Source organism: Yersinia aldovae ATCC 35236 (assembly GCF_000173735.1).
GTDB lineage: Bacteria > Pseudomonadota > Gammaproteobacteria > Enterobacterales > Enterobacteriaceae > Yersinia > Yersinia aldovae.
This window is the reverse complement of sequence record NZ_ACCB01000009.1, coordinates 1-26,177: the sequence shown is the minus strand read 5'-3', so window position 1 is coordinate 26,177 and position 26,177 is coordinate 1. Positions and strand designations below refer to the sequence as shown.

Here is a 26,177-nt window from a genome sequence, read left to right as displayed (position 1 = left end):
AATAACCGCCTATTACCCTCCATTTATTGCGGTTAGAGTAAACTAAGGCAAAGAGATATCCTGATGACCGATCCTCTGTAATAGGGCAGAAACATCAATCGTATCTACTTTATCGGCTTGCAAATGCACGATGGCATATTCATGCCAGATACCGGATTGTAGGAACAAAATAAACAGTTCCCGGTCCAGATGATTCTCATTCACCATATTAACCATAATATTCAATGCGTCAGATAACATTTTCCCCGGCTTATAAGGGCGGTCAGCTGCCGTGAGTGCTTCAAATACATCGGCGATGGCCATCATTCTGACGGGAATACTCATTTGCTTGTAGTTAAGTTGATAGGGATAGCCTTTACCGTCCATACGTTCATGATGCCCACCTGCTATAACCGGCACATTAGACATGGTACGCGGAAACGGCAGTTTTTTTAGCATCACGATAGTTTGCATAATATGTTCGTTAATCTTGTAGCGATCTTCCTCGGTAAGAGTTCCGCGTCGAATACTTAGATTATAGATCTCGCCCCGGTTATAGAGGAACGTAGGTTCCGGAACTTTAAAATCATAATACTCCGGACGTTTATCTTTACTGCTACGGTAAATAATGTGTTCTTCTTTATCTGCCAGCATTGGCTCCTCTACCGGCAGGATAGGGACAGGTTGTCGAGCTTTACGCATACGTTCCTCAGCAGAAATACCAGCCGTATCATCTAATGTTCTGGTCCAATGATAATCCGCAATCTGCTGAATTCGAGCGATTGCCTCATCAGACATAAATTCCCCCCCTACATTACAGTGAGCGATAAAGTAGAAGTCCTCATCTAATTGGCTTAATTCATCATTCAGTTTTTTTTGTGCGGCATCTGGTATATCGGTAGCACTGTAATGACGTAAGAACTCGATTTCTTTTTCGCGTTTTAATACTTCAAACCGCATACGAATTTCATGAATTCTGTCATAGATTAACTCCAGCTTCGTCGATTTATCGACCACAAATTCGGGCGTGGTTATTTTGCCGCAATCATGCAACCAACAAGCCGTATGCAGCTCCTCCCACTCATTTTCGGATAAATCAAAATTGGCAAAAGGCCCCTCTTTGGTATTTACTGCGGCACGAGCGAGCATTTTTGTTATTTCTGGAACACGTTGGCAGTGCCCGCCGGTATAGGCACTCTTGGCATCAATCGCTCCGGCAATCAGTTCTATAAAGGCGTTGAGAAGATTTTTCTGCTCTTGCAATAGCCGTTGGGCTTCGACTGATACGGATAAGCTGCCTACCAAAGCATTAACTAGTTGAATTTTTGAGCGTTCTCGATCGGCATTCAATTCGTAAGGATTGAATAATAGTAAGAAGCCTAATAGCTGGTCATCGTGTGTTTGCATCGGAACAGCCACAAAATGCAGCGGTAAATAGGGCTGTATAAAATCACGCAATTGGCTGAATATATTGTCTTTATTAAGCGTTCCAGTGACGGTTTTGCCTTCTAAGACCGGTTTGAGTGTGGTGGAATTAACTCCCTCAATCAGCAACGAGGACATAGTTGAAACCGGAATATTTTTACCATCCCAGCGAAATGCTGTTGGTGTAAATGTTTCCCCATTCTTATCGGCCAGAAAAATAATCCCACCGGTCATGGCGGCGATATCCGTTGTTTCGTTGAGCAGCCCCTGCATTTGGCGGAAGAAATTACTTTCCGCAGTCAACATATTACCCATTGAAATAAACTGTTTGAGTGTCGACTTCATTTTCGACATTGATTTGTGCAGTTCATCAACCTCTTCAATTACCGAATGTTCTAATTCACGTTCCTCAAAATACAGATTGCTAATGGCATCAGCATCCTGACGTAGGCGAATAAGAGGTTGGGATATTTTTAGTGAAAAATACCAGACTATTGGCAAACTGAGCAGCAAAAGGATAAATGCAATTAAAGTGGAGTGATTGCGGATAGAGTTAGCATCGGCGGTGAGGTAGTCTGCTGGGGTTGCAATCACCAACTGGTATTTATTACTGCTGTTGTTGATATCGACGATTGAACCAAACCATTGCTGGTTTTGTGCTTCAAACATTATGCTACTGCTGTTGTTACTTAGCGCTGCATTATTTTGTGCAGGAACCCTATTTTTGTAGGAATATTATTTTTCGCGTCTAACAAGACCTGTAATACGGGAGATTTCTTGGCTAAACTTGGTTCATTGACCACTGAACTGGCGTTATTTTTTGTTTTTGGCAGACTGGCAATAACCTCACCACGAGAGTTGATAATAATAGCCTGGCTGCCGGGGGGGAGATTTTGTCTGACTAAAAACTGCGACAGTGAAGCCAAAGAAACATCAAGTCCAATAATTGCCTGTTTATTCTCCGCCTGGCGGCTATAAGTAAAGCCAGCTTCACCTGTCCCTTTAAATATATAAATAGGAGAAGTGATAAGTGTGGGACTTGCCGATGCTAAAATAAACCAATCACGACGGCGCGGATCATAGTTGTCGTTATCTCGTGGCATAACTGAGATAACCTGTAACTGGCTAGTGAGATAAATAAATTGCTTATCTGGCAAACTGTCTAAAAAACGATTGCTTTGCACCATCCATGCGGCATTGTCAGGGGCATGGAATAATAAACGGTTATCGTCGGTCAGGCGACGTAGCATAAACATATCACCATTGATGTAAGCACTATACACAGCGCTGGCGTAGTTATTCTGCTTTAAAATCTCAACGAATTTACTAATAAAAGCCATTCGTTGCTCAAGAGTGGTTAGTTCTGTTATCTGCATACTGGCGAGAATATTTACCGACATCATCATTGGGCGGGTGACGGCATCTAACTCGGCAGCAATCGCTGTGCCGGTTTTTTGATACTGACGATTAGTGCTGATCTCAGTCAATTTTGTCAGTTGACTGTGGCCGTAAATAATAATTACCGTGCCGATTGAGACGATCAGCAAAGTAAATAGAGCCGCAATCTGAATATGCAAAGGATAGCGGTTTTTGAGTCCGAACAGGTTACTTAGCATCACAACCTTCCCAGAAGTTTAATATTTATTCTTGTTTAATAGTAGGAGGTACTGGCGTAACTGACATATTGCGCTTATATTCAGTAACTTATGATTAACTAATTGATTTGTAGTATTTTTTAATATCAACGTTCTGTTTTTGGTGGAAAAACCTAATCATCGTTAGAAAAATAAAGGTTTAATGCGCCAAATATCAAAAAGCAGTATTTAGCAGTCCAGAATATTGTTGTTAAAAAGGATATAATGAGCGGAAGAATAAATGTGATGCTTAAGTATCAGGTCGGGATGTCAAAATTCTCGAGCGCAAGGCCAGAGGTGGTCCCACCGTTTTTTGGTGTCAGGAGTATGAAGGCTTGAAAAAGCCATTATAAGAATCAAGTGGTGGATCATTATCCGCAGGTTGTAAGCGGTGATGACCACGAATAGCGGTTGGAGCAAAACCAAACCGCTTACGAAAACGTTCTGCAAAGCGTGAAGAACTCTCGTAACCCACCTGGCTGGCAATCAGTGAAATGGGCCAATCAGTACCTTGTAATAAACGCAACGCACTGGTCATTCGTACGTCGATCATCAAATCACGCAATAATGTATTTTCTGCTGCCAGCTTCCGACGTAATACGACCTCGCTCATCGCCATATACTCTGCTACTTCTGAGGCTGACCATACTTTATGCGGGTCAATAGCCAGACAACGGCGTACTTTTTCACTTAGCGTATTGCTTTCATTTAATATGAATTTGACACCACGTTGTGCCAACCAAAGTAACAGTTCAAGCATTCTATGCCTGATTATTGTAGGTGGAATATTGCCGTTATCTGATATTGCTTTAAAAGTATTCCCGAAAGTATTAATAAACTCGGGTGCCAAATTACGGATCGGCATTACACCCGGAATAAGCTCTAGCCCCGCCGACGCAGGGTGGTTGGCAAAGGTTGCTATCAAACACGGGTCGCAACGAAGTTGGTGGCTAAAGAATAAGCCAGCATCCGATAAGCTATTAATTACGTTAATAGTTTGCCCACTATTTACTGCGACTATCTCACCTGCCTGAATCATGCATTCTTGATTATCCCAGCGGATTACCTTGTGTCCACGGTTAACCATAATGAGCAACGGTTGTTCGACATAAACTGAAGTGAGCAGTAGCTCTGTGTGCTGAATAACATGCGCTGAGCTACCAACACCTGGACAAAATTTAATTGTACGTTCCATCGATATTCATTTCACAGTTTTGGTCTGAGAATATCTTTACGCTTTGAATGGCAGACTAGCAACTTATTTTAATGGAAATTTACCGTAACTGACTATTCTTGCGAAAAAGTATTAGGAGTGAGAATAATAGCCAATGCATGTAATTAGTTCTCAACAAGCCGTCCATATGTAACTATTTATATAACCAGTCGCTACTGTGTTTCACCCAAAAGTAATGCATGGTCAGGGAATTGACCATAGGTATTATTTACCGACTGCTGCCGGGTAGATTGTCCTACCAGTTCACTTAATTCATCCAGGCGGCGTTGTAACAGGCGCTTAATTTCCATTTCATTCTCCAAGATGGCTTTTAACTTATCCCGTAACAACTCTTGCAATACGGAGGATGAACAAGAAGAAATGGTGGTTTTAGCAACACCTTCGATAGCTTTGAGATAAGTCATTTCTAGATCAACCAGCGCATCCCAATTCCCCTCAATTGCCAATGCAAGCATTTGCTCACTGAAAGTCAGGATTTGTTGATATTCGGACAAAAGGTGCTGGTGACGTTCCATTAAATGGGGTCCTAATCAGGTTGATAATTTGGGCCGATCTGCCGCCAGGCATCCGCAATGTTTTCGAGCAGGACAGAAACTTCATTAATAGCCTGTTCGTCATTATGCAAGTTAGCATACAGTAAGCGCCGTGTCATATAGTCATACAATGCTGACAAGTTCTCGGCCAATTCACCACCTTTTTCCATGTCCAGCCCTGCGCTCAGTCCATTATCAATGATATTAATGGCTTTGGACAATGCAGCACCTTTGGCCGGAATATCGCCTTGATTCATCAATATGCGTGCACGAACCAGGGCGCTTTGCGCCCCGTCGAATAACATCACGATCAATTGATGAGGGCTAGCGCTCATTACGCCACTTTCCATTCCTACCTGTGCGTAAGCCTGGACACCTGATCGGTTGTACATGATCTATCCTTTATGAAGAAAATTGCTGAGTTAAGAAATTGCCGGTGTTGGTTAATGAACTCACCAATTTATCCAATTGGGTAAATTGTGCTTTATACCGTTCAATGGTAGCGTTAATGCTGTCAGTGGTCGAGATGACCTGTTTCTCTAATGATTTTAGTGATTTATTGATTCCATCTGTGGCTGTTTTTAATGAGCCTTTAGTGGTATCTAACGCAGTATTGAGCAGATTATCCATTTGAGTTGCAAAACCTGTGGTTTTACCGTCACCGACAAAAAATGCAGTCACGTTATTAGGTTGGTCAGTCAACGCTTTATCAAGTTTTTTGGAATCAATAACTAATTTTCCATCAAGATCTTGAGTAATTCCCATTGCAGCCAGTGTTTTTACATCACCCCCTTGCGCAGAGGCTAACTGACTTTTTAGCTGGGTCTGAATACTGCGTAATGTGCCATCCCCGACCAATGCGCCATTGCTGGTCGATTGATCTTTACCCGGTTCAACTGCGGTATATTTGGTTAAAGAGGCGAACGTTGTTTGTAGTGAGTTATAAGAATCTACGAACGTTTGAATCGCCGCTTTTGTTGCTGTGGAGTCACGCGAGATAGTCAGTTGTTCCGGTTCATCTTTTTTTGTCACCGCTTTCAAGGTTAGAGTTACACCTTGTGGAGCGTCAGTAATGGTGTTGCTTTGGCGGGTAATTGCCACACCATTAACTGTTAATTTTGCATCTTCTGCTTTGACTTTTTGTGTCATAGCACCGCTGCCACCGGTACTGCTCGGTGTGTAATTGAGCAAATTATTTAGGGTGTCATCTCCGCTGACGCTGACTGTCATTTCTGATTTAGTGCCTGTTTCCTTTGACGTTAACGCCAGGTAATAGGTGTCATCATCCGCTTTCATGATACTGGCAGTAACGCTACCTTCTTGCTTATTAATCGCATCGCGAATACCGGTCAACGAGGTCTGTTCACTGGTTAGCTTAACTTCTAATGGCTTGGTTTGACCGGGTTGCTTAATCGTTATGGTACGGCTGTCGTTACCATTACCCAGCTTATCTGTCACGTTTGGAACATCAGTAGAAAGCAGTGATTGCGCTTTGGCCAGGTTAGTTACTTCGATAGTGTAACTCCCTGACGTCGCGCCACTACCGGTAGTCGCTGCAAATGCCGTATTCGTGCTGACCACCGAGGTGGTCGCCAGTGTATCGGCTTTTTTCAGGGCAGCCGATGCAGTTTCTAATTTTGCTAGCGCGCTTTGTAAGACACCGTAAGCGGTGAGTTTACCTTTATAGCTGGTCTGTTGGCTGGTTAGCGGAGTTAAACGAGTCTGTTCTGAGGCACTTAACTTATCCAGTAAAGTGCCTAACTCCATATTTGAACCGATACCCAGAGAACTGATACTTGCCATTTCTAATCCTTAATATTCAAGTGTCGTTACAGGGGTTATCGGCCAAGGAGTTAAAAAGTTTACACATAAAATAGAATTTATGATGGGAAGAATAACGGGGGATAACAGGGGGTTATTTGCCCCATTGAATAGAGTGTTAATTAGAAAAGAGATAAATAATAATTTTAAGGAAATTTAAAAATTATTTGTCGTAATGTCTAAAGGTTCCTTGAAGATCGCCGATACAAGTTGGGACGGTGATGAAGCCGTGGGCAGTAAGCCCAAACCATAACCCAATAAGCATTTAAGGAATATCACTATGGCGGTAATTAACACTAACACCCTGTCTCTGACGACTCAGAACAACATGAATAAATCACAGTCCTCTTTAGGCACCGCCATTGAGCGTTTGTCTTCTGGTCTGCGTATTAACAGTGCAAAAGATGATGCTGCGGGTCAGGCAATCGCTAACCGCTTCACTTCTAACATCAAAGGTCTGACTCAGGCTTCTCGTAACGCAAACGATGGTATCTCTCTGGCGCAGACAACTGAAGGTGCGTTGGGCGAAATCAACAACAACTTACAGCGTGTTCGTGAGCTGAGTGTTCAGGCTGCAACCGGTTCTAACTCATCTTCTGACCTGAAATCAATTCAGGACGAAATTCAACAACGTCTGGACGAAATCGACCGCGTATCTGATCAAACTCAGTTCAACGGCGTGAAAGTTCTGGCTGGCAACAGCAGCATGAAAGTTCAGGTTGGCGCAAATGATGGCGAAACTATCAGCATCAATCTGGAAAAAATCGACTCAAAAAGCCTGGGTCTGCAAGGTTTTAACGTTGATGGCGCTAAACAAGCGACTGTTAACGATCTGACCTCTCAGTTCAAAGCCACCGGGACTAACAACTTTGATGTGGGTGGTGTGGCTTATAATACCGATATCAACAGCGGTGCAGTGACTAAAGCAGGTGCAGCACAGTATATTGATGCAGGTACCGGTGCATTCTCCAGCACTACAACTACCGCTAACGCTGCATCTGCAGCCTATACCACCACAGCAACAGCAGGCGCAGAAGCCACTTCTATCGCTGCCGCGTCAGTTGGTAAAGCGGTTGGTGATAAGTTCACCGCTCAAGGCATGGAATTTACTGTTAAAACTGCGGCTGACGCGAATGGTAACGGTGTATACAGTGCAACTGTTGATGGTAAAAGTGTTGATTTCACAACTTCAGCCAGTACTGCACCTGCCGGTACCGCTGCTGAAGTGAAAACTTCTAGCGCCTTACACACCTCTGTTGTTGGTGGCGGTTTAACCACAAAAGCTGCTGAAAACAACCGCGCAGCAACCTTGGCTGACCTGGATTTACAAGGTGCGGCCAAAACCGGTAGTACCCTGACTGTTAATGGTACCGCGTACACTGCTAACGCTAAAGGTGATGAAATCACCAATGGCGCGGGCAAAACTATGTTCATGTCTCGTACTGCGAACGGCACGACTACCTTGATCAACGAAGATGCGGCTGCATCGCAGAAATCAACTGACAACCAACTGGCTACCGTTGATAAAGCATTGGCACAAGTTGATGCGCTGCGTAGTGGTTTGGGTGCGGTACAAAACCGTTTCGACTCAGCCATCACTAACCTGGGTAACACTATCAACAACCTGACCTCAGCGCGTAGCCGCATTCAGGATGCTGATTATTCTACTGAAGTATCTAACATGAGCCGTGCAAACATCCTGCAACAAGCAGGGACTTCTGTACTGGCTCAGGCTAATCAGGTTCCACAAACTGTTCTGTCACTGCTGCGTTAATTCGCCAGAAACACAACATTATTTCAACCCCGCTTCGGCGGGGTTTTTATATCACTTACCGGAAATAGATAAGAGTGCTATTTCCCGTAGGAATAAGTTTAAGACGGGCGCTAATTGTTTATTTTTATTGGTTTTTAAATCTATTTATCGCTCTGTTTTTTCAATGGCAGCAACGTGTTAACAGTAAAAGTCGCAGGCATAAGCCAAATAGCTGCCATTTTATAGGCCTATTCCGACGATTGTCTGACTGACCTGACAGGATAATGGTACGACTCTCTTACCCTTAGGTGCCTGTCTAGTGAGCGATCTGTATACCGCCGAAGGCGTGATGGACAAAAATTCCCTCTGGCAACGCTATGTTCCTCTGGTTCGCCATGAGGCACTGCGTTTGCAGGTACGCCTGCCCGCCAGCGTGGAGTTGGACGATTTATTGCAGGCTGGGGGAATTGGTCTGCTGAATGCTGTCGAGCGCTACGATGCTTTGCAAGGGACCGCGTTTACCACTTATGCGGTACAGCGTATACGGGGGGCGATGTTGGATGAACTGCGTAGCCGGGATTGGGCACCGCGCAGTGTGCGCCGTAATGCGCGTGAAGTCGCGACAGCGATGCAAAAGGTTGAACAGCGGGTAGGGCGTCCTGCGACCGAACAAGAAGTGGCGCAAACCCTTGACATCGAGCTGTCTGAGTATCGCCAGATCCTGTTGGACACCAACAATAGCCAGCTTTTCTCTTATGACGAATGGCGTGAAGAGCATGGTGAAAGTGTCGAACCCCTGCTGGAAGGGCACGAGGATGCCAATCCATTACAACACTTGTTGGAAGGAAATCTGCGCCAGCGCGTGATTGACGCGATCGAGGCTTTACCGGACCGCGAAAAGATGGTGTTAACGCTGTATTACCAGGAAGAGCTGAATCTGAAAGAAATTGGAGCGGTGCTTGATGTGGGAGAATCCCGCGTTAGCCAGCTTCATAGTCAGGCGATAAAACGCTTGCGTGCCCGCCTGAATAACGACTCTTAATTCATTTTCGCTCAGTGATATCACACTGTTTTACTTTATTAATGTAGGTCTTCTTATGCCAGGGATTCAGTTAAAAAAGCGGCCATTAAGCCGTTATTTAAAAGATTTTAAGCACGGCCAAACACATTGTTCGCATTGTCATAAACAACTCGATCGGATGGCGCTGGTATTCCGAGGACAAATCATTAATAAAGAAGCTATTGCCGGTATGGACCAGCCTATCGACGATCAGGTGTGGTTAAAGCTTCAGGATGAACTGACAGCATTATGTCGTTTTTGTAGCGAAATATATTGCAATAGCGCACCCGGCTATTTCGACATTATGGCGTTCAAACAGTACCTATTTGAGCAAACTGAGATGAGTCATAGTACGGTGCGTGAATATGTGGTTCGTTTGCGTCGTTTAGATGAAATGCTGGTAGCAACGAATTATCCGGCAGAAAAGTTTGCCAGCGAAACCATGCATCAGCGTATTATTGATGAATTACCTAATGCGGCACATAATAATTACCGTATAGCCTTGCGTAAATATGACCAATATCTGGCCTGGCAAAAGAGTTATTGATCTCTGCGATACACACAGCAAACGTTAAGATAACGCTCAGAATTTTGTCAAAAGTGCCCCTGCGACAGTATTCGACTTTTGCAGTCTCACTCCTACGCCCGGCAACGCTTTCCCTCTGCTGGGCGTTTTATTCTCTCTCTCTATATATAATTAAGCGATTCCCCTGCGCTATTGACTACTCACATCTATAATAAAATCAGTGATTATTCAGGATACATCTGATAAACCTATGTAATAGATGTAATTCAATAATTGTTTGGGGGACGGGTGACGTTTCAACACAAATTAGCGCAATTTCCGCGATTGGATCTGGTCGGTAATACAACACCGCTGGAAAAACTGTCCCGACTCTCTGACTTTTTGGGGCGTGAAATTTATATTAAACGTGACGACGTAACGCCTTTGGCGCTGGGTGGCAATAAGCTGCGTAAGCTTGAGTTTTTAGCCGCCGATGCTTTGTGTCACGGAGCTGACATGCTCGTTACCGCCGGGGCAATTCAATCTAATCATGTGCGGCAAACCGCAGCAGTAGCAGCAAAGTTGGGGCTGCATTGTGTTGCTCTGCTTGAGAATCCTATTGGCACCAAGCAGGATAATTATCTGACTAATGGCAATCGATTACTGTTGGATTTATTCAATGTCAAAGTGGTGATGTGTGATGAATTACATGATCCGAATGCGCAGTTGGCTGAGCAGGCTACCAGAATGGAGGCTCAAGGGTTCCGCCCCTACGTGATACCGGTGGGGGGATCTAATGCGTTGGGTGCGTTGGGCTATGTGCAATGCGCATTGGAGATAGCCGCTCAATCAACAGGGAGAGTTACTTTTAGCTCTGTTGTTGTTGCCTCTGGCAGTGCGGGAACCCACGCCGGATTAGCGGTAGGTCTACAACAGCTACTACCCGATGCTGAATTGATAGGTGTTACCGTATCGCGTAACGCTGATGAACAGCGGCCTAAGGTCGTTCATATTCAACAAGAATTGGCAGCATCTTTAGGCATTAGCGAGCAGCAGGCAGAGATAGCCTTGTGGGATGACTATTTCGCGCCGCAATACGGGATGCCCAATAAAGAAGGGTTGGCAGCTATAAAACTTCTGGCGCAGCAGGAAGGCGTATTGTTAGACCCGGTTTATACCGGTAAGGCAATGGCTGGTTTGCTTGACGGCATCAGCCAGCAAAAATTCCGTGATAACGGCCCGATTCTGTTTATCCATACTGGTGGTGCGCCGGCATTATTTGCTTACCACCCTCATGTGTAACCTTTAACGATTGCTTATTCCATTTATAGCTATCGTTATTAGTTTATATTCCTTTATTCCATTAACAGCACTGTTAAAGTGCTGAATATCAAAAGATAAACATGACAGTCGGGGTATTTATGAGTTTTTCAATGGTACGGCGCAAGGCCGCTCTGGGCATGATGGCGCTTACATTGGCGGCAGGTCTGAACGTGAAATCTTATGCTGCGGATTCTCTGCTGGGTCAGGTCAAAGAACGCGGAACCCTGATTGTTGGATTGGAGGGAACTTATCCGCCATTCAGCTTTCAGGGCGAGGATGGGAAACTCACTGGTTTTGAAGTGGATTTTGCCAATGAACTGGCCGAACATATGGGCGTCAAAGTAAAACTGGCCCCAACAAAGTGGGATGGCATGTTGGCTTCGCTGGAGTCAAAACGCATTGATGTGGCGATTAATCAGGTCACTATCTCTGATGAACGTAAGAAAAAGTATGATTTCTCAACGCCTTATACCATTTCAGGTATTCAGGTGCTGACCAAAAAAGGTAATGAAGGTAGATTCACCAAACCGGAAGACTTGGAAGGTAAAAAGGTGGGCGTTGGTTTGGGCAGTAACTATGAGCAATGGTTACGGGCTAACCTGAAAGGTGTTGATATTCGTACCTATGATGATGACCCAACCAAGTATCAGGATCTGCGTGTTGGCCGCACCGACGCTATTCTGGTTGACCGTTTAGCCGCATTAGATCTGGTGAAGAAAACTCACGATACCCTTGCGGTGGCCGGCCCCGCGTTTGCGCGTCAGGAGTCTGGTGTGGCATTGCGTAAGAATAACCCTGAGCTGTTAGCCGCAATCAACAAGGCTATCGCTGAAATGCAACAAGATGGGACGTTGGCCAAGATCTCAGAGAAATACTTTGGTGCGGACGTAACTAAATAATGCAAGAAAGTATCCAATTGGTGCTGGATTCAGCACCATTTTTATTGAAAGGTGCCTGGTTTACCCTTCAACTGAGTCTGGGCGGGATGTTTTTTGGCCTGGCACTGGGCTTTATGCTGGCGATGATGCGCTTATCCCGCTTCTTGCCGTTTTCACTTCTCTCCCGCTTTTATGTCTCAATTTTTCGTGGCACTCCGTTGATTGCTCAGCTTTTTATGATCTACTACGGCTTACCGCAATTTGGCATAGAACTGGACCCAATGCCCGCGGCACTGATCGGTTTATCACTTAATACGGCGGCATACACGTCAGAAACATTGCGTGCAGCAATTTCATCTATCGAGAAAGGGCAGTGGGAAGCCGCCGCCAGCATCGGGATGACACGCTGGCAGACACTCTATCGGGTGATATTACCGCAAGCGGGGCGCACGGCTTTACCGCCACTGGGTAACAGTTTTATTGGTCTGGTAAAAGATACCTCGCTGGCAGCGACCATTCAGGTACCTGAGCTTTTCCGTCAGGCGCAATTGGTCACATCGCGCACGTTGGAGGTATTCACGATGTATCTGGCCGCATCGCTGATTTATTGGGTCATGGCGACGTTGTTGTCAGCATTGCAAAACCGCCTCGAAGCGCATGTTAATCGTCAGGATCAGGAGTAGCCATGAGTGCCATCGACGTTAAGAAATTGACCAAACAGTTTAAAGGTCAGCAGGTACTGCACGGCATCTCACTTGAAGTTAACAGCGGCGAAGTGGTGGCGATCATCGGCCCTAGTGGTTCGGGCAAGACGACGTTGTTGCGTAGTATTAATCTGCTGGAGATCCCTGATTCAGGGATTATTCGCGTTGGTGATATTGAGATTGATAGCAGTAAACCCATTAGCAAACAGCAACGTCAGGTGCGTGCACTGCGACAACAAGTGGGATTCGTTTTCCAAAGCTTCAATTTATTTCCACATCGTTCGGTGTTGGAAAATATCATTGAAGGGCCGGTTATTGTTAAAGGTGAGAAACGTGCTTTAGCTGAAAAACGCGCCCGTGAGTTGTTAGCAAAAGTAGGGCTGAGCGGCAAGGAGGATGCTTATCCGCGCCGTTTGTCCGGTGGTCAGCAGCAGCGGGTAGCGATAGCACGGGCATTGGCGATGCAACCACAGGTAATTTTGTTTGATGAGCCAACGTCAGCCCTGGACCCTGAGTTGGTGGGTGAGGTACTGAGTACCATCCGAGCCTTGGCTGAAGAGAAACGCACCATGGTCATTGTCACTCATGAGATGAGCTTTGCTCGCGATGTCGCCGACAGAGCCATTTTTATGGATCATGGGCGCATCGTAGAGCAAGGCCCGGCAAAGGAGCTGTTTGCCCATCCGCAGCATGATCGCACCAAACAGTTTCTTGATAAGTTTTTAAATAACCGCTAGCCAGATAATTTATTTCGACATGATAATGAGTTAGCTCATGAGTGGATCAAAAGTACGTGGGTAATATTGCGAGAAGGTATCAGAAGAAAAACGCTGTTTTTCAGTTTTACATGGGGGGGAATGCGAGTGGTATCGCATCATTTCTGGCGTATTATTTCCAGCGTTTAAGCAAAAAATAAGACCCCGAAGGGTCTTATAGGATAGGTCTTAGTGGTAAAGCTGGCGGATTAACCGATGGTCATCAGGCTGGCGTTACCCCCTGCTGCTGCCGTATTCACGCTAAGCGAATGCTCAATCAGCAGACGTTCCAGCAGAATGTTGGTTTCACCGCGTGCAAAACCTTGCACCGAGACGATTGGCCCGTCAATTTGCGCAATTTGCTCACACAAAATCCGCAGTTGATCGGCATCACCATGATAGATAACCGCATCAAAACTGATATTGGCCGCTTGCCAATCATTGGTCAGAGTAATACGCGATTGCACCGCCTTAGGTAATTTGCGGAACAACTCTTTTTGTACGTCATTTTCCAGCCATAAAACCTGACTGCCGATTGCCAACACCGCAGCCAACTGAGTCAGTGCATCCGCTTCAGTATCCGCCAGACAAAAAACTTGTTCACGCGGCAGCAGGGCATAGGTGTTACGTTCGCCCGTCGGCCCTGGAAGTAGCCGAACGGTGCCGCTCTGAGCATATGTGGCGTAACGCTGTGCTCGCTGAGTCAACTCGTTATCTTGCTGTTTCTCTGCCCATTGAACCAGTTCACGATGCGCAGTCAGCAGCGCCTCGCGGCCCGCAACATGCTGTACCTGTGCGTTATCCTGCTGCACCAGCGTGTTGGTCACGGCATCTTCCGGGCGACTGCACAGAAGACGATATAGATAGAGTGGGCCACCCGCTTTCGGCCCAGTGCCGGATAAACCTTCGCCGCCAAAAGGTTGCACACCTACGACGGCACCCACCATATTACGGTTGACGTAAAGGTTGCCTACTTTGGCTTTTCCGGTGACACGCGCGATAGTTTCATCAATACGGGTGTGAATACCTAAGGTCAAACCATAACCCGATGCGTTGATTTGATCGATTAAAGCCTCAAGATTTTGGCGTTGGAAACGGACAACATGTAGCACTGGGCCAAAGATCTCTTTTTGCAGTTCATCAAAGCTGTCCAGCTCAATTAACGTTGGTTTGATGAAAGTACCGCGCTGCCACTCTTTTTCATCCAAACCATTGGCTCGGGCCGCCTGATAAACTTTGCGCCCCTTGGCGCGCATCGCCTGGATATGGCGCTCAATACCCGCTTTAGCATCGGCATCAATCACCGGCCCAATATCGGTAGATAAGCGCTCTGGATTGCCCATACGACATTCGGCCATTGCGCCACGTAACATTTTCAGGGTGTGTTCGGCCACATCATCCTGAATACAGAGAATACGCAGAGCAGAGCAGCGTTGACCCGCGCTGTCAAACGCTGACGCGACAACGTCGGTTACCACCTGTTCCGTTAATGCTGATGAGTCAACAATCATGGCATTCAGACCACCGGTTTCGGCAATCAGTGGTGTCGGGCGGCCTTGAGGATCGAGTCGACCTGCGATACTACGTTGCAAAATAGTGGCGACTTCGGTTGAACCGGTAAACATCACGCCGCGGACACGGACATCATTAACCAGAGTTGCGCCGACGGTATCCCCCTGGCCTGGCAACAGTTGTAGAACACCGGCTGGGATGCCCGCTTCCAGCAAAATACGAACGGCTTGCGCGGCAATCAGCGGTGTTTGCTCTGCGGGTTTGGCCAACACACTATTACCGGCCGCCAGCGCTGCCGCAACCTGACCGGTAAATATCGCCAGCGGGAAGTTCCACGGGCTGATACACACCACCGGACCGAGTGGACGGTGGCTATCATTGGCGAAGTTATCGCGCACTATTCCTGCATAATAATTTAGGAAATCAACGGCTTCACGCACCTCTGCGATAGCATTACTGAAGGTTTTCCCGGCTTCACGTACCAGAATACCCATCAGCGTTTGCATTTGGCTTTCCATCAGCTCGGCTGCGCGGACCAATATGGCAGCACGTTCAACCGGTGGTGTGGCAAACCAGATAGCACCTGCGCTGGCGGCCGCATCTAATGCACGGCTGACTTCAGCCTCTGTTGCCTCGCGGACATAACCGACGATATCACTAGGTTCTGCGGGGTTAATAACGGGTTTTTCTACGCCGCTATCAAGATAGGCATCGATAAGAGGTTCGGCCCGCCACATTTGACTGGCGCTGGTCAGCAGCGCGCTGGAGAGTGAGGCCAAACGGTGTTCGTTGGCCAGATCAAGCCCGCTTGAGTTAGCGCGTTCTTTACCATATAACTCACGAGGCAAGGGAATACGTGGGTGGGGCAACCCTAATTGGCCTTCACTTGCCGCCATCGCCTCTACAGCACTCACCGGATCAGCTACCAGCTCATCGAGCGGTAATGTGGCATCGGCAATACGGTTTACAAACGAGGTATTCGCACCGTTCTCAAGCAGGCGGCGCACCAGATACGCCAGCAAGGTTTCGTGAGTACCGACTGGGGCGTAAATGCGGCATGGGCGGTTCAGCTTGCCATCGGCAACTTTTCCCACAACCTGCTCGTAGAGCGGTTCACCCATACCATGCAGACACTGGAATTCATATTGGCCGGGATAGTAATTGTGGCCAGCAAGGTGATAAATCGCCGAGAGTGTATGGGCATTGTGGGTGGCAAATTGCGGATAAATCAGGTTAGGTACCGCCAGTAATTTACGCGCGCAGGCCAGATAAGAGACATCGGTATACACTTTGCGGGTATAGACCGGGTAACCTTCTAATCCATCGACTTGGGCGCGTTTGATTTCGCTATCCCAGTATGCCCCTTTGACCAGACGAATCATTAGGCGGCGACGACTGCGCTGCGCCATATCAATCACGGCATCAATGGTGAACGGGCAGCGTTTCTGGTAAGCCTGAATAACAAAGCCAATACCATTCCAACCCGCTAACTTTGGCTCAAAGCAGAGTTTTTCCAGCAAGTCGAGGGAGATTTCCAGCCGATCAGCTTCTTCTGCATCAATATTAATACCGATATCATACTGACGGGCTTGCAAGGTCAGTGACAATAAACGTGGATAAAGCTCATCCATTACCCGCTCATACTGCGCGCGGCTATAGCGCGGGTGCAGGGCGGATAACTTGATAGAGATCCCCGGCCCCTCATAGATACCACGGCCATTTGAGGCTTTGCCGATAGCATGAATAGCTTGTTGGTAGGAGAGCAGATAAGCCTGCGCATCGGCCTCCGTCAATGCGGCTTCACCCAGCATGTCATATGAGTAACGGAACCCAGTATTTTCCAGTTTTCGGGCATTAGCCAACGCTTCAGCAATGGTTTCACCGGTGACAAACTGTTCCCCCATCAGACGCATTGCCATATCCACGCCTTTGCGGATCAGCGGCTCGCCACCTTTACCAATAATACGGTTCAGTGAACTGGAGAGTTTGGTTTCATTATGGGTAGACACCAAATGACCGGTAAATAGCAAGCCCCAGGTTGCAGCATTGACAAACATTGACGGGCTGCGGCCCAGGTGGGCGTGCCAGTTGCCGTTGCTAATCTTATCGCGGATAAGCGCATCGCGGGTTGGCTTATCTGGAATACGCAATAGTGCTTCGGCCAAACACATCAAAGCCACGCCTTCCTGTGAAGAAAGGGAGAATTCTTGTAGCAAGCCTTGCACCATGCCCGCACGGCCATTAGCGCTTTTCTGATTACGCAGTTTCTCCGCAATGGAATAGGCCAACTTATGGGTTGCCAGTGCCACATCTTCTGGCAGCCGGGCTTGTTCCAATAACATTGGAATAGCTTCAGTTTCCGGGCGGCGGTAGGCCGCAGTGATAGCAGCACGGATAACCGACTGAGGTAGAACTTGTTCTGCAAAATCAAGGAATGGCTGGTGGGTGCTTTCATCAGTTTGCGGCATAATATCGTCCGCTTCTTGGATAGCGGCGCTATTAACTAGCGGAAGTTCCGGTATTTCACTGTTGGTTTCCAGCCGTTCCAAATAGTTAAAAATAGCCTGCTTAATTAGCCAGTGCGGTGTGCGGTCAATTTTTTGTGCTGCGCCCTTGATGCGATCGCGTGTCGCTTCGTCAAGTTTTACACCCATCGTAGTGCTGCCCATACTGTCCGGCTCCTTTATTTTAATAAGGGAAGTTATCGTTTCAATCCTGACAATATTAGCCATGTTGCAACTTTGTGCAACCGTGTTAAATAAGTCATGTGAGTGAAGTGTGAATTCAGTCTTGTTTTTAACAATTCACTCGGTCATGGCGGGGGCTGAATATTATGTGTAGTAAGCATTATTGCTAACAATGGCAGGTGGAGTCAGGTATTAACCTAAGGTGCAACTCATTTTGTAATGGAAGGTGTAACTTTTTACGGTGCGTAATGTGATGCAGGGTGAGTTTTTTGTAAAATATTTGTTGAAGTTGTTGTGGTAAGTGAAAGGAGTCCTCTAGGATAGCAATCGTGAGATATCCATTCGCTTGCGAATAGTTGTTATGGATAGTTCACCTGTTGCTAATTATTCTTCTCTGGTGTAATTCAGTGTCACGTTCCGACAGGGGAGCCAGAGGTGGGCATAAAATCGCCTTAGCGAAAACGACTAAAAATAGCGAAATGTATTAAAACGATAATACGCACTATGGAGATACTTCATGATGATGAATACACCAATGTTGGTGACTTTTTTAATTTACATTTTTGGCATGATATTAATTGGCCTAATGGCTTACCGGGCAACCAATAACTTTGATGATTATATTTTGGGCGGACGAAGTTTAGGCAGTGTGGTTACCGCATTATCTGCCGGGGCTTCTGATATGAGTGGTTGGCTATTAATGGGGTTACCGGGCGCTATTTTCCTCTCCGGTATTTCCGAAAGCTGGATAGCTATTGGTCTGGTCATTGGCGCTTATTTTAACTGGAAACTGGTTGCTGGCCGTCTACGGGTTCATACCGAGGCCAATAATAATGCCTTGACCCTGCCTGATTATTTTACCAGCCGTTTTGAAGACAAGAGTAAATTACTGCGGGTAATATCGGCGGTGGTCATTTTAGTGTTCTTTACTATTTATTGTGCTTCAGGGATTGTCGCCGGTGCGCGTCTATTCGAAAGCACTTTTGGCCTCAGTTATGGCACGGCCTTATGGGCGGGTGCTGCGGCAACGATTGCTTATACCTTTATTGGTGGTTTCCTCGCAGTCAGTTGGACGGATACTGTGCAGGCGACTTTAATGATTTTTGCCCTGATCCTGACACCGATTATTGTTATTTTGGCGGTGGGTGGCATCGATACTTCGATGATGGTGATTACCGCTAAAAACCCGGCAAATGTCGATATGTTTAAAGGGCTTAATCTGGTTGCGATCCTCTCGCTGCTTGGCTGGGGCTTGGGTTATTTTGGACAACCGCATATCCTGGCTCGCTTTATGGCGGCAGACTCGCACCGGACTATCCGTAGCGCGCGCCGCATCAGTATGACCTGGATGATTCTTTGTCTGGCAGGGACTATCGCGGTGGGCTTCTTCGGTATTGCTTACTTTGAAAATCATCCAGAACAGGCGGGAAATGTCACTCAAAATGGCGAGAGAGTATTCATTGAATTAGCCAAATTACTGTTCAATCCGTGGATCGCCGGTATTTTGCTTTCAGCTATTTTGGCTGCGGTCATGAGCACTCTAAGCTGCCAGTTACTGGTGTGCTCAAGTGCACTAACGGAAGATTTGTACAAAGCTTTCCTGCGTAAAAAAGCCAGCCAAAAAGAGTTAGTGTGGGTTGGGCGTGTGATGGTGCTGTTGGTGGCGTTGATTGCCATTGCGCTGGCGGCAGACCCAAACAACCGGGTCTTGGGCTTGGTAAGCTATGCATGGGCGGGCTTTGGTGCTGCATTTGGCCCGGTGGTATTAATTTCAGTTATGTGGCCACGCATGACCCGTAACGGTGCGCTGGCTGGGATGTTGATTGGGGCTATCACGGTTATCGTCTGGAAACAGTATGCGTGGCTGGATTTGTACGAGATTATCCCAGGCTTCCTGTTTGCCAGTATTGCCATTGTGGTCGTTAGCCTAATGGGCAGCACGCCGAGCAAGACAATTACTGAACGTTTCCGTCAAGCAGAAGCTGAATTCAAGACGGTATAATCCCGCGACGGGGTTTACTTAATTAAACGTACTCGCGCTAATCATGGCCTCCTGTCACGCAGGAGGCTATTTTTTAGTTGAAATTGTTTATTGTCGGTGGCTGTTTTCGCAGAAAAATAGATTTTGCAGTAAATCCTATCTCAATGAATTATCTTGTTATTTAACTGGGCAGAAACAACTTGCCACAGTTTTGTTAACAATATTCTTATTCCGCCTCTTGAATTTCTTTTGCTTAGAATGATAATCACTATCGTTTTTAGTTTTACTTTTCTTTACGTAAATTGACGCTATCTATCATTACACATTTATACCCATATCCACCGCAGGGGTGTTCAGCATGTTTGTCCCATTTCTTATTATGTTTCGTGAAGGGCTGGAAGCCGCGCTGATTGTTAGCCTGATCGCCAGTTACCTTAAACGTACTCAACGCGGTCAATGGATGGGCGCTGTATGGATTGGTGTCGTGACAGCCGCAGTGCTTTGCCTGGCTATCGGCATTTTTATCAATGAAACCACCGGCGAGTTCCGCAGAAACAGCAAGAGCTGTTTGAAGGCATTATTGCGGTGGTGGCAGTTTGCATTTTAACTTATATGGTTTTCTGGATGCGCAAAGTATCCAGGTCAGTCAAAGTCCATCTGGAAGGGGCGATTGACCATGCATTAAGTTCTGGCCGCGGTCAGGGCTGGGCATTGGTGGCAATGGTCTTTTTTGCTGTAGCCCGTGAAGGGCTTGAGTCAGTTTTCTTCTTACTGGCGGCTTTCCAGCAGGATGTTGGAATTGGCGCACCGATCGGTGCAATACTGGGGCTGAGCTGCGCCATTCTGGTCGGTATGGCCATCTACTGGGGCGGTATTAAGCTGCACCTGGCTAAATTCTTTAAATGGACCAGTCTGTTTATCTTGTTTGTCGCTGCTGGCCTGGCTGCCGGGGCGATCAGAGCCTTCCATGAAGCAGGTTTGTGGAACCATTTCCAAGACATTGCTTTCAATCTGACGGCGGTACTCTCCACCCATTCACTGCTTGGCACCTTCCTTGAGGGCATGTTTGGCTATCAGGAAGCGCCGACAGTCAGTGAAGTCGCGGTTTACTCTATCTATCTGATTCCGGCATTGATTTTCTTTTTCCTTCCACCACGCACCACGGCGGCCTCAACCTCATCTGTTGCGCAGAAAACTAACCAATAATTCAGGGATTTTCACATGTCTAACCGGTTCTTCCGTCGCACTGCCTTACACGCCGCGCTGTTGGCTCTGCCTGCTGTGGCTATCAACGCACAAGCGGCTGATATTCCACAAGTTAAAATTACCGTTAATGATAAGCAATGTGAACCAATGATGTTGTCCATTCCTGCCGGTAAAACCCAGTTTATTGTGCACAATGCCAGCCAAAAGGGGCTGGAGTGGGAAATCCTCAAAGGGGTGATGGTGGTTGAGGAGCGTGAGAATATCGCGCCGGGCTTTACCCAGAAAATGACCGCCAATTTGGAACCGGGTGAATACGATATGACGTGCGGCTTACTGAGCAATCCAAAAGGGACGCTGACCGTCACTGCGGTGGGCGATCACACGGCGGTAAAACCAGATGCGATGGCACTGGTTGGGCCGATTGCTGAGTATAAAGTCTATGTAACACAAGAAGTCACTCAGTTGGTGACCCAAACCAAAGCTTTTACTGATGCAATCAAAAACGGTGATCTGGCATTGGCGCGCAAGTTGTATGCACCAACGCGTCAGCACTATGAGCGTATTGAGCCGATCGCCGAATTGTTCTCAGATTTGGATGGTAGCATTGATGCCCGTGAAGACGATTTTGAGCAGAAAGCGGCTGATCCGAAATTTACCGGATTCCACCGTTTAGAGAAAATCCTGTTTGGTGATAACACCACCAAAGGCGCGGATAAATTCGCCGACCAACTGTATCAGGACACGCGAGAACTGCAAAAACGTATTACTCACCTGACATTCGCACCGAATAAAGTGGTAGGTGGGGCCGCCGGTCTGATTGAGGAAGTTGCCGCCAGCAAAATTAGCGGTGAAGAAGACCGCTATAGCCGCACTGACCTGTGGGATTTTCAGGCTAACGTCGATGGCGCACAGAAAATTGTTAATCTGCTGTGGCCATTACTGGAAAAAGCCGATAAGCCGTTGTTGGATAAAATTGATGCCAACTTTAAAACGGTTGATAGCGTGCTGGCGAAATACCGTACCAAAGAGGGCTATGAATCCTACGAGAAGTTAACCGATGCTGACCGTAATGCCATGAAAGGGCCGATTACAGCGCTGGCGGAAGACCTGGCTCAACTGCGTGGTGTATTAGGTCTGGATTAAGGTTGGTTAAGATGAATAAGAAAACCGGCCCGCAATACGGGCCGTATCCACAGGATAATGGGGCGGCTTTGCCGTCCCGGCGGCGTTTACTGCTCGGTATGGGCATGATGAGTGGGGCATTGGCGCTCGGCGGGGCAAAAATAGCTCGCGCGGCGGATTGCACTGCACCCGAATCTGCACCCGTGCAAGATGAGCGCTGGCAGAAACACCCTTTTTACGGCCCGCATCAGGCTGGGGTATTAACCTCGCAGCAGGCGGCGATGATGTTGGTGGCTTTTGATGTTTTGGCCACAGACAAAGCGGCTCTGACGCGTTTATTCAAACTGCTGACTGAGCGACTGGCCTTTCTGACGCGTGGTGGTCATGCGCCCGCGGTAGATGCCAAGTTACCGCCGCTGGATTCCGGGATTATGGGGCCGGAAATTTATCCCGATAACCTGACCATCACGGTTTCTGTCGGTGACTCGTTGTTTGACGAGCGTTTTGGTTTACAGGGGCAAAAACCACTGCGGCTACAGAAAATGACCCGCTTTCCCAATGATTCACTGGATGCTGGTTTATGTCATGGTGATATCTTGCTACAAATCTGTGCCAACACCAATGAAACCGTCATTCATGCGCTGCGCGATATTATTAAGCACACGCCGGACTTACTTAGCGTGCGCTGGAAGCGCGAAGGCTTTATTTCTGCTCACGCAGCTCGCAGTAAAGGCAAAGAGACGCCGATCAACTTGTTGGGTTTTAAAGACGGTACTGCCAACCCTAAAACCAGCAATAAGCCGCTGATCAATCAAGTGGTCTGGGTTCAGAAAAATGCCGGAGAACCAGATTGGGCCGTGGGCGGTAGTTATCAGGCTGCACGGATTATTCGCTTTAAAGTTGAGTTTTGGGACCGCACGCCATTACAGGAGCAGCAAACCATTTTTGGCCGCGATAAGCACAGCGGCGCGCCATTGGGGATGGTTTATGAACATGATGAGCCAGATTATGCCCAAGACCCTGACGGCAAAGTCATTAAAATGGATGCGCATATTCGTTTGGCAAACCCACGGACGGCAGAAACCCAGAATAACCTGATGTTACGTCGTGGTTACAGTTACTCATTAGGCGTTTCAAATTCGGGACAACTGGATATGGGGTTGTTGTTTGTCTGCTACCAGTCTGATTTGGAAACAGCATTCCTGGCGGTGCAAAACCGCCTCAATGGTGAGGCGCTGGAAGAGTATGTTAAACCGATCGGCGGGGGATACTTCTTCGTCTTACCGGGTGTGGTGGATGCCAACCACTATTTAGCACAAAGGCTACTTGAATCCTGAGCTTGAAATCAAGCACCACTTTAGTGGTGCTTTTCATGATAATTCAACGGGTTAATTTAGCGGTAATCTTCGCCACATGCTCGCCCTGGAAACGGGCGATGGCGAGTTCCTCAGCGCTTGGCTGGCGAGAACCATCACCACCTGCAATCGTGGTAGCCCCGTAAGGAGTGCCGCCGCGCGTCTGCGAAACATCGAACAATTCTTTAGCGCCATAGCCGATAGGCACAATAATAAAACCGTGGTGTGCCAGTGTCGTCCAGGTGGAGGTAATAGTGTGTTCCTGGCCACCGCCAGTACCGGTTGAGGCAAATACGCTGGCGACTTTACCGAACAATGCGCCAGACGCCCATAAACCACCGGTTTGGTCAAGAAAAGTGCGCATCTGCCCGGCCATATTACCAAAGCGGGTTGGGGTGCCGAAAATGATACCATCGTAGTCAGCCAGTTCCTTTGGGGTGGCGACTGGCGCTTGTTGGTGGGTTTTACCGCCTGCATTAGCGAAAGCCTCCGGTGGCATGGTTTCCGGCACCCGCTTGATGGTCACTTCAACGCCGCTGACTTTTTTTGCACCCTCGGCAATGGCCCCGGCCAGTGTTTCGATATGCCCATACATGGAATAGTAAAGCACTAAAATTTTCGCCATCTCGCGATACTCCAATCAGATTTATTGAATAATGCTGATGATGTCATCATAGTTGCTGTTAATGACACCTATTAACCATACGCCAATACGCTCAGGCTGCAACTTTAGCTGTACCCAAAGTTAACCCTTTAGCGGCTGTTTTTAAAGGTATCCTCCACCGCTGTTGTTCTTTCACAATAATAGGGTGAGCTGTGGTTAATACTATTCCTGATAGCTAAATGCTACTTGCTTAATATGTATTGAGTTTGGTGTCGGTTAATGCTGTTTGGTTAGCAAAATAGGCGTCAGAGAAACGCTGACGCCGTAACATTTAATGATTATTACTATCGTACAAACGGGTTCTGCGTTTCTTTAAAATAAAATAACCGATGCTCAGAATGACAAACCACAGCGGCGTTACAATCAGCGCCTGGCGGGTATCACTTTCAAGGGTTAATAGCACCAATACAAAAGCGAAGAATGCCATGCAGAGCCAAGACATAAAAATCCCAGCGGGCATTTTGTAGATGGATTTTTTATGTAACGCAGGGCGTCTTTTGCGATACACCAAATAAGAGCAAAGGATGATGGTCCAGACGAACATAAACAGAATCGCCGAAACGGTGGTGACCAACGTAAATACGGTCATCACGTTCGGAATGAGATAAATCAGTACCACGCCGCCCAACAAGCAGATACACGAAAATGTCAGGCCGGAGGCGGGAACCGAGCGGCGTGATAGTTTACCAAACTGCTTTGGTGCATCACCTTCTTTTGCCAAACCGAACAACATACGGCTGGTGGAGAACACTCCGCTGTTAGCTGAGGATGCCGCAGAAGTTAAAACCACAAAGTTAATTACGCTCGCCGCTGCGGGCAGTCCAACCAGAACGAACAACTCGACAAACGGGCTTTTATCCGCAACAACAGAACCCCACGGCGTTACCGACATAATCATAATCAATGAGAAAACATAGAACATAATAATGCGGATAGGGATGGAATTGATTGCGCGTGGTAATACCACCTCAGGATCTTTGGTTTCCGCGGCGGTAGTCCCAACTAATTCAATACCCACAAAGGCAAAAACAGCAATCTGGAAACCAGCAAAGAAGCCGCTGATGCCTTTCGGGAACATTCCGCCATCATTCCATAAATGCGTAAATGATGCGGTTACCCCCGATGGTGACTGATAACTCATTAAGACCATGGTCAAGCCGGCAAAAATCAGAGCGACAATTGCCACAATTTTGATCATGGCAAACCAGAACTCCATTTCGCCGAACATTTTTACGGTTGCCAAATTCAACGACAGCAGCAGCAAAACGACTAATAATGAGGCCACCCATTGGGAGAATCCAGGGAACCAGAACTGCGCATAAGCGGTAATGGCGACAACATCGGCAATGCCGGTGATGACCCAACAAAACCAATATGTCCAGCCAGTGAAAAAACCGGCCCAGGGGCCAAGCAGGTCGGCGGCAAAGTCACTGAATGATTTATATTTTAAATTCGAGAGCAGCAGTTCACCCATGGCCCGCATCACGAAAAACAGCATAAAACCGATTATCATATAAACGAAAATAATCGACGGCCCGGCAAGGCTGATGGTTTTGCCTGATCCCATAAACAACCCGGTACCTATGGCACCGCCAATAGCAATCAATTGGATATGGCGGTTGGAGAGACTCCGTTGCAGGTGCTCTTCAGGTTCCGGCAACGATTCTGCCACTATCTTGGATTGGTCTACCATCTTTCCCATTCCCTCTTCCTGTATTTGTGAGATTTTGAGCTCTATGCTGGCTCTTTGGTCTTAACTTGTCTGTCTGGTTTTTCTATGCATTAATAATAACTTGCCAATCATTTAATACCTTAGTAACAATAATTACACAATACTCTCGCTTTTCCACCGTTTATATTTCATCCGCTGGATTTTGTTAAGTTCATCACAGTATAAGGAATTACAACATGAACTTACATAACTAACAATAAACGCAAATACTAGATGAATAATTAATCCATCGCAGTGGATATAACACCGTACAAAAAAGAAAAATCCGATGAAAGGTTTGACAGCAGGGGCTAACAGGAGAATAATTATCCCCG

Annotated in this window: 17 protein-coding genes and 2 pseudogenes; 11 read left to right on the top strand and 8 right to left on the bottom strand. The window is 47.1% G+C overall.

What is annotated here, in order from left to right:
- Nucleotides 1-42 precede the first annotated feature (42 nt).
- The 5 genes and pseudogenes from YALDO0001_RS05985 to fliD form a co-directional block, all read right to left on the bottom strand.
- Nucleotides 43-3,020 (bottom strand): annotated as a pseudogene (locus YALDO0001_RS05985) (HD domain-containing phosphohydrolase).
- Between the two features lie 337 nt (nucleotides 3,021-3,357).
- Entirely contained in the window at nucleotides 3,358-4,233 is an 876-nt protein-coding gene (locus YALDO0001_RS05980) for a helix-turn-helix transcriptional regulator (protein ID WP_042839481.1), read from the bottom strand.
- Between the two features lie 191 nt (nucleotides 4,234-4,424).
- Nucleotides 4,425-4,787: a flagella biosynthesis regulatory protein FliT gene (fliT, locus tag YALDO0001_RS05975; RefSeq protein ID WP_004700916.1), complete on the bottom strand. Its 363-nt coding sequence runs from the start codon at nucleotides 4,785-4,787 to the stop codon at nucleotides 4,425-4,427.
- Nucleotides 4,788-4,798: 11 nt separating this feature from the next.
- The gene (gene fliS, locus YALDO0001_RS05970; protein ID WP_042545666.1) at nucleotides 4,799-5,197 is read right to left on the bottom strand and encodes a flagellar export chaperone FliS; all 399 of its coding nucleotides are present in this window, start codon (nucleotides 5,195-5,197) and stop codon (nucleotides 4,799-4,801) included.
- A gap of 10 nt (nucleotides 5,198-5,207) precedes the next feature.
- Nucleotides 5,208-6,608: a flagellar filament capping protein FliD gene (gene fliD, locus YALDO0001_RS05965; protein ID WP_004700911.1), complete on the bottom strand. Its 1,401-nt coding sequence runs from the start codon at nucleotides 6,606-6,608 to the stop codon at nucleotides 5,208-5,210.
- A gap of 298 nt (nucleotides 6,609-6,906) precedes the next feature.
- Here fliD and YALDO0001_RS05960 point away from each other — a divergent pair, with 298 nt between their 5' ends.
- The 7 genes from YALDO0001_RS05960 (at nucleotide 6,907) to tcyN (ending at nucleotide 13,586) form a co-directional block, all read left to right on the top strand.
- Nucleotides 6,907-8,400 (top strand): flagellin N-terminal helical domain-containing protein, encoded by a 1,494-nt coding sequence (locus YALDO0001_RS05960; protein ID WP_004700909.1) that lies wholly within the window; start codon nucleotides 6,907-6,909, stop codon nucleotides 8,398-8,400.
- A gap of 298 nt (nucleotides 8,401-8,698) precedes the next feature.
- Complete coding sequence (locus YALDO0001_RS05955) at nucleotides 8,699-9,421, top strand: RNA polymerase sigma factor FliA (RefSeq protein ID WP_004700907.1); 723 nt, start codon at nucleotides 8,699-8,701, stop codon at nucleotides 9,419-9,421.
- A 55-nt stretch (nucleotides 9,422-9,476) separates the two neighbouring features.
- The gene (gene fliZ, locus YALDO0001_RS05950; protein ID WP_004700905.1) at nucleotides 9,477-9,986 is read left to right on the top strand and encodes a flagella biosynthesis regulatory protein FliZ; all 510 of its coding nucleotides are present in this window, start codon (nucleotides 9,477-9,479) and stop codon (nucleotides 9,984-9,986) included.
- A gap of 267 nt (nucleotides 9,987-10,253) precedes the next feature.
- Nucleotides 10,254-11,246 (top strand): D-cysteine desulfhydrase, encoded by a 993-nt coding sequence (locus YALDO0001_RS05945; protein ID WP_042839480.1) that lies wholly within the window; start codon nucleotides 10,254-10,256, stop codon nucleotides 11,244-11,246.
- A gap of 119 nt (nucleotides 11,247-11,365) precedes the next feature.
- Nucleotides 11,366-12,166, top strand: coding sequence for a cystine ABC transporter substrate-binding protein (tcyJ, locus tag YALDO0001_RS05940; RefSeq protein WP_042839479.1), 801 nt, complete (start codon nucleotides 11,366-11,368; stop codon nucleotides 12,164-12,166).
- Nucleotides 12,166-12,828 carry a cystine ABC transporter permease gene (gene tcyL / locus YALDO0001_RS05935; RefSeq protein ID WP_042545669.1) on the top strand — a complete coding sequence of 221 codons (663 nt, stop codon included), beginning with the start codon at nucleotides 12,166-12,168 and terminating at the stop codon, nucleotides 12,826-12,828. Before tcyJ ends, tcyL begins: the two co-directional genes overlap by 1 nt.
- 2 nt (nucleotides 12,829-12,830) lie before the next feature.
- Nucleotides 12,831-13,586, top strand: coding sequence for an L-cystine ABC transporter ATP-binding protein TcyN (gene tcyN, locus YALDO0001_RS05930; RefSeq protein ID WP_004700900.1), 756 nt, complete (start codon nucleotides 12,831-12,833; stop codon nucleotides 13,584-13,586).
- A gap of 227 nt (nucleotides 13,587-13,813) precedes the next feature.
- On the opposite strand, the gene putA is transcribed toward tcyN, so the two are convergent.
- Complete coding sequence (gene putA, locus YALDO0001_RS05925) at nucleotides 13,814-17,785, bottom strand: trifunctional transcriptional regulator/proline dehydrogenase/L-glutamate gamma-semialdehyde dehydrogenase (protein WP_042839478.1); 3,972 nt, start codon at nucleotides 17,783-17,785, stop codon at nucleotides 13,814-13,816.
- A gap of 535 nt (nucleotides 17,786-18,320) precedes the next feature.
- Between putA and putP the strand changes: the two genes are divergently transcribed.
- The 4 genes and pseudogenes from putP (at nucleotide 18,321) to efeB (ending at nucleotide 23,449) form a co-directional block, all read left to right on the top strand.
- A complete protein-coding gene (gene putP / locus YALDO0001_RS05920; protein ID WP_004700895.1) occupies nucleotides 18,321-19,805 on the top strand; it encodes a sodium/proline symporter PutP in 1,485 nt (494 codons plus the stop codon).
- A 337-nt stretch (nucleotides 19,806-20,142) separates the two neighbouring features.
- A pseudogene (efeU, locus tag YALDO0001_RS05915) lies at nucleotides 20,143-20,990 on the top strand (iron uptake transporter permease EfeU).
- A gap of 15 nt (nucleotides 20,991-21,005) precedes the next feature.
- Nucleotides 21,006-22,133: an iron uptake system protein EfeO gene (gene efeO / locus YALDO0001_RS05910; protein WP_004700890.1), complete on the top strand. Its 1,128-nt coding sequence runs from the start codon at nucleotides 21,006-21,008 to the stop codon at nucleotides 22,131-22,133.
- 11 nt (nucleotides 22,134-22,144) lie between these two features.
- Entirely contained in the window at nucleotides 22,145-23,449 is a 1,305-nt protein-coding gene (gene efeB, locus YALDO0001_RS05905; protein WP_004700888.1) for an iron uptake transporter deferrochelatase/peroxidase subunit, read from the top strand.
- A 43-nt stretch (nucleotides 23,450-23,492) separates the two neighbouring features.
- Here efeB and wrbA read toward each other — a convergent pair whose 3' ends face one another.
- Nucleotides 23,493-24,092 carry an NAD(P)H:quinone oxidoreductase gene (gene wrbA / locus YALDO0001_RS05900; RefSeq protein ID WP_004700886.1) on the bottom strand — a complete coding sequence of 200 codons (600 nt, stop codon included), beginning with the start codon at nucleotides 24,090-24,092 and terminating at the stop codon, nucleotides 23,493-23,495.
- 310 nt (nucleotides 24,093-24,402) lie between these two features.
- Nucleotides 24,403-25,824 (bottom strand): D-serine/D-alanine/glycine transporter, encoded by a 1,422-nt coding sequence (gene cycA / locus YALDO0001_RS05895; RefSeq protein ID WP_004700884.1) that lies wholly within the window; start codon nucleotides 25,822-25,824, stop codon nucleotides 24,403-24,405.
- Between the last annotated feature and the right edge of the window lie 353 nt (nucleotides 25,825-26,177).

Excerpts from the sequence above, each read along its gene's own strand:
- YALDO0001_RS05980 (WP_042839481.1), bottom strand. The coding sequence starts at position 4,233 with ATGGAACGTACAATTAAATTTTGTCCAGGTGTTGGTAGCTCAGCGCAT.
- fliT (WP_004700916.1), bottom strand. The coding sequence starts at position 4,787 with ATGGAACGTCACCAGCACCTTTTGTCCGAATATCAACAAATCCTGACT.
- fliS (WP_042545666.1), bottom strand. The coding sequence starts at position 5,197 with ATGTACAACCGATCAGGTGTCCAGGCTTACGCACAGGTAGGAATGGAA.
- fliD (WP_004700911.1), bottom strand. The coding sequence starts at position 6,608 with ATGGCAAGTATCAGTTCTCTGGGTATCGGTTCAAATATGGAGTTAGGC.
- YALDO0001_RS05960 (WP_004700909.1), top strand. The coding sequence starts at position 6,907 with ATGGCGGTAATTAACACTAACACCCTGTCTCTGACGACTCAGAACAAC.
- fliZ (WP_004700905.1), top strand. The coding sequence starts at position 9,477 with ATGCCAGGGATTCAGTTAAAAAAGCGGCCATTAAGCCGTTATTTAAAA.
- tcyJ (WP_042839479.1), top strand. The coding sequence starts at position 11,366 with ATGAGTTTTTCAATGGTACGGCGCAAGGCCGCTCTGGGCATGATGGCG.
- tcyL (WP_042545669.1), top strand. The coding sequence starts at position 12,166 with ATGCAAGAAAGTATCCAATTGGTGCTGGATTCAGCACCATTTTTATTG.
- tcyN (WP_004700900.1), top strand. The coding sequence starts at position 12,831 with ATGAGTGCCATCGACGTTAAGAAATTGACCAAACAGTTTAAAGGTCAG.
- putA (WP_042839478.1), bottom strand. The coding sequence starts at position 17,785 with ATGGGCAGCACTACGATGGGTGTAAAACTTGACGAAGCGACACGCGAT.
- putP (WP_004700895.1), top strand. The coding sequence starts at position 18,321 with ATGATGATGAATACACCAATGTTGGTGACTTTTTTAATTTACATTTTT.
- efeO (WP_004700890.1), top strand. The coding sequence starts at position 21,006 with ATGTCTAACCGGTTCTTCCGTCGCACTGCCTTACACGCCGCGCTGTTG.
- efeB (WP_004700888.1), top strand. The coding sequence starts at position 22,145 with ATGAATAAGAAAACCGGCCCGCAATACGGGCCGTATCCACAGGATAAT.
- wrbA (WP_004700886.1), bottom strand. The coding sequence starts at position 24,092 with ATGGCGAAAATTTTAGTGCTTTACTATTCCATGTATGGGCATATCGAA.
- cycA (WP_004700884.1), bottom strand. The coding sequence starts at position 25,824 with ATGGTAGACCAATCCAAGATAGTGGCAGAATCGTTGCCGGAACCTGAA.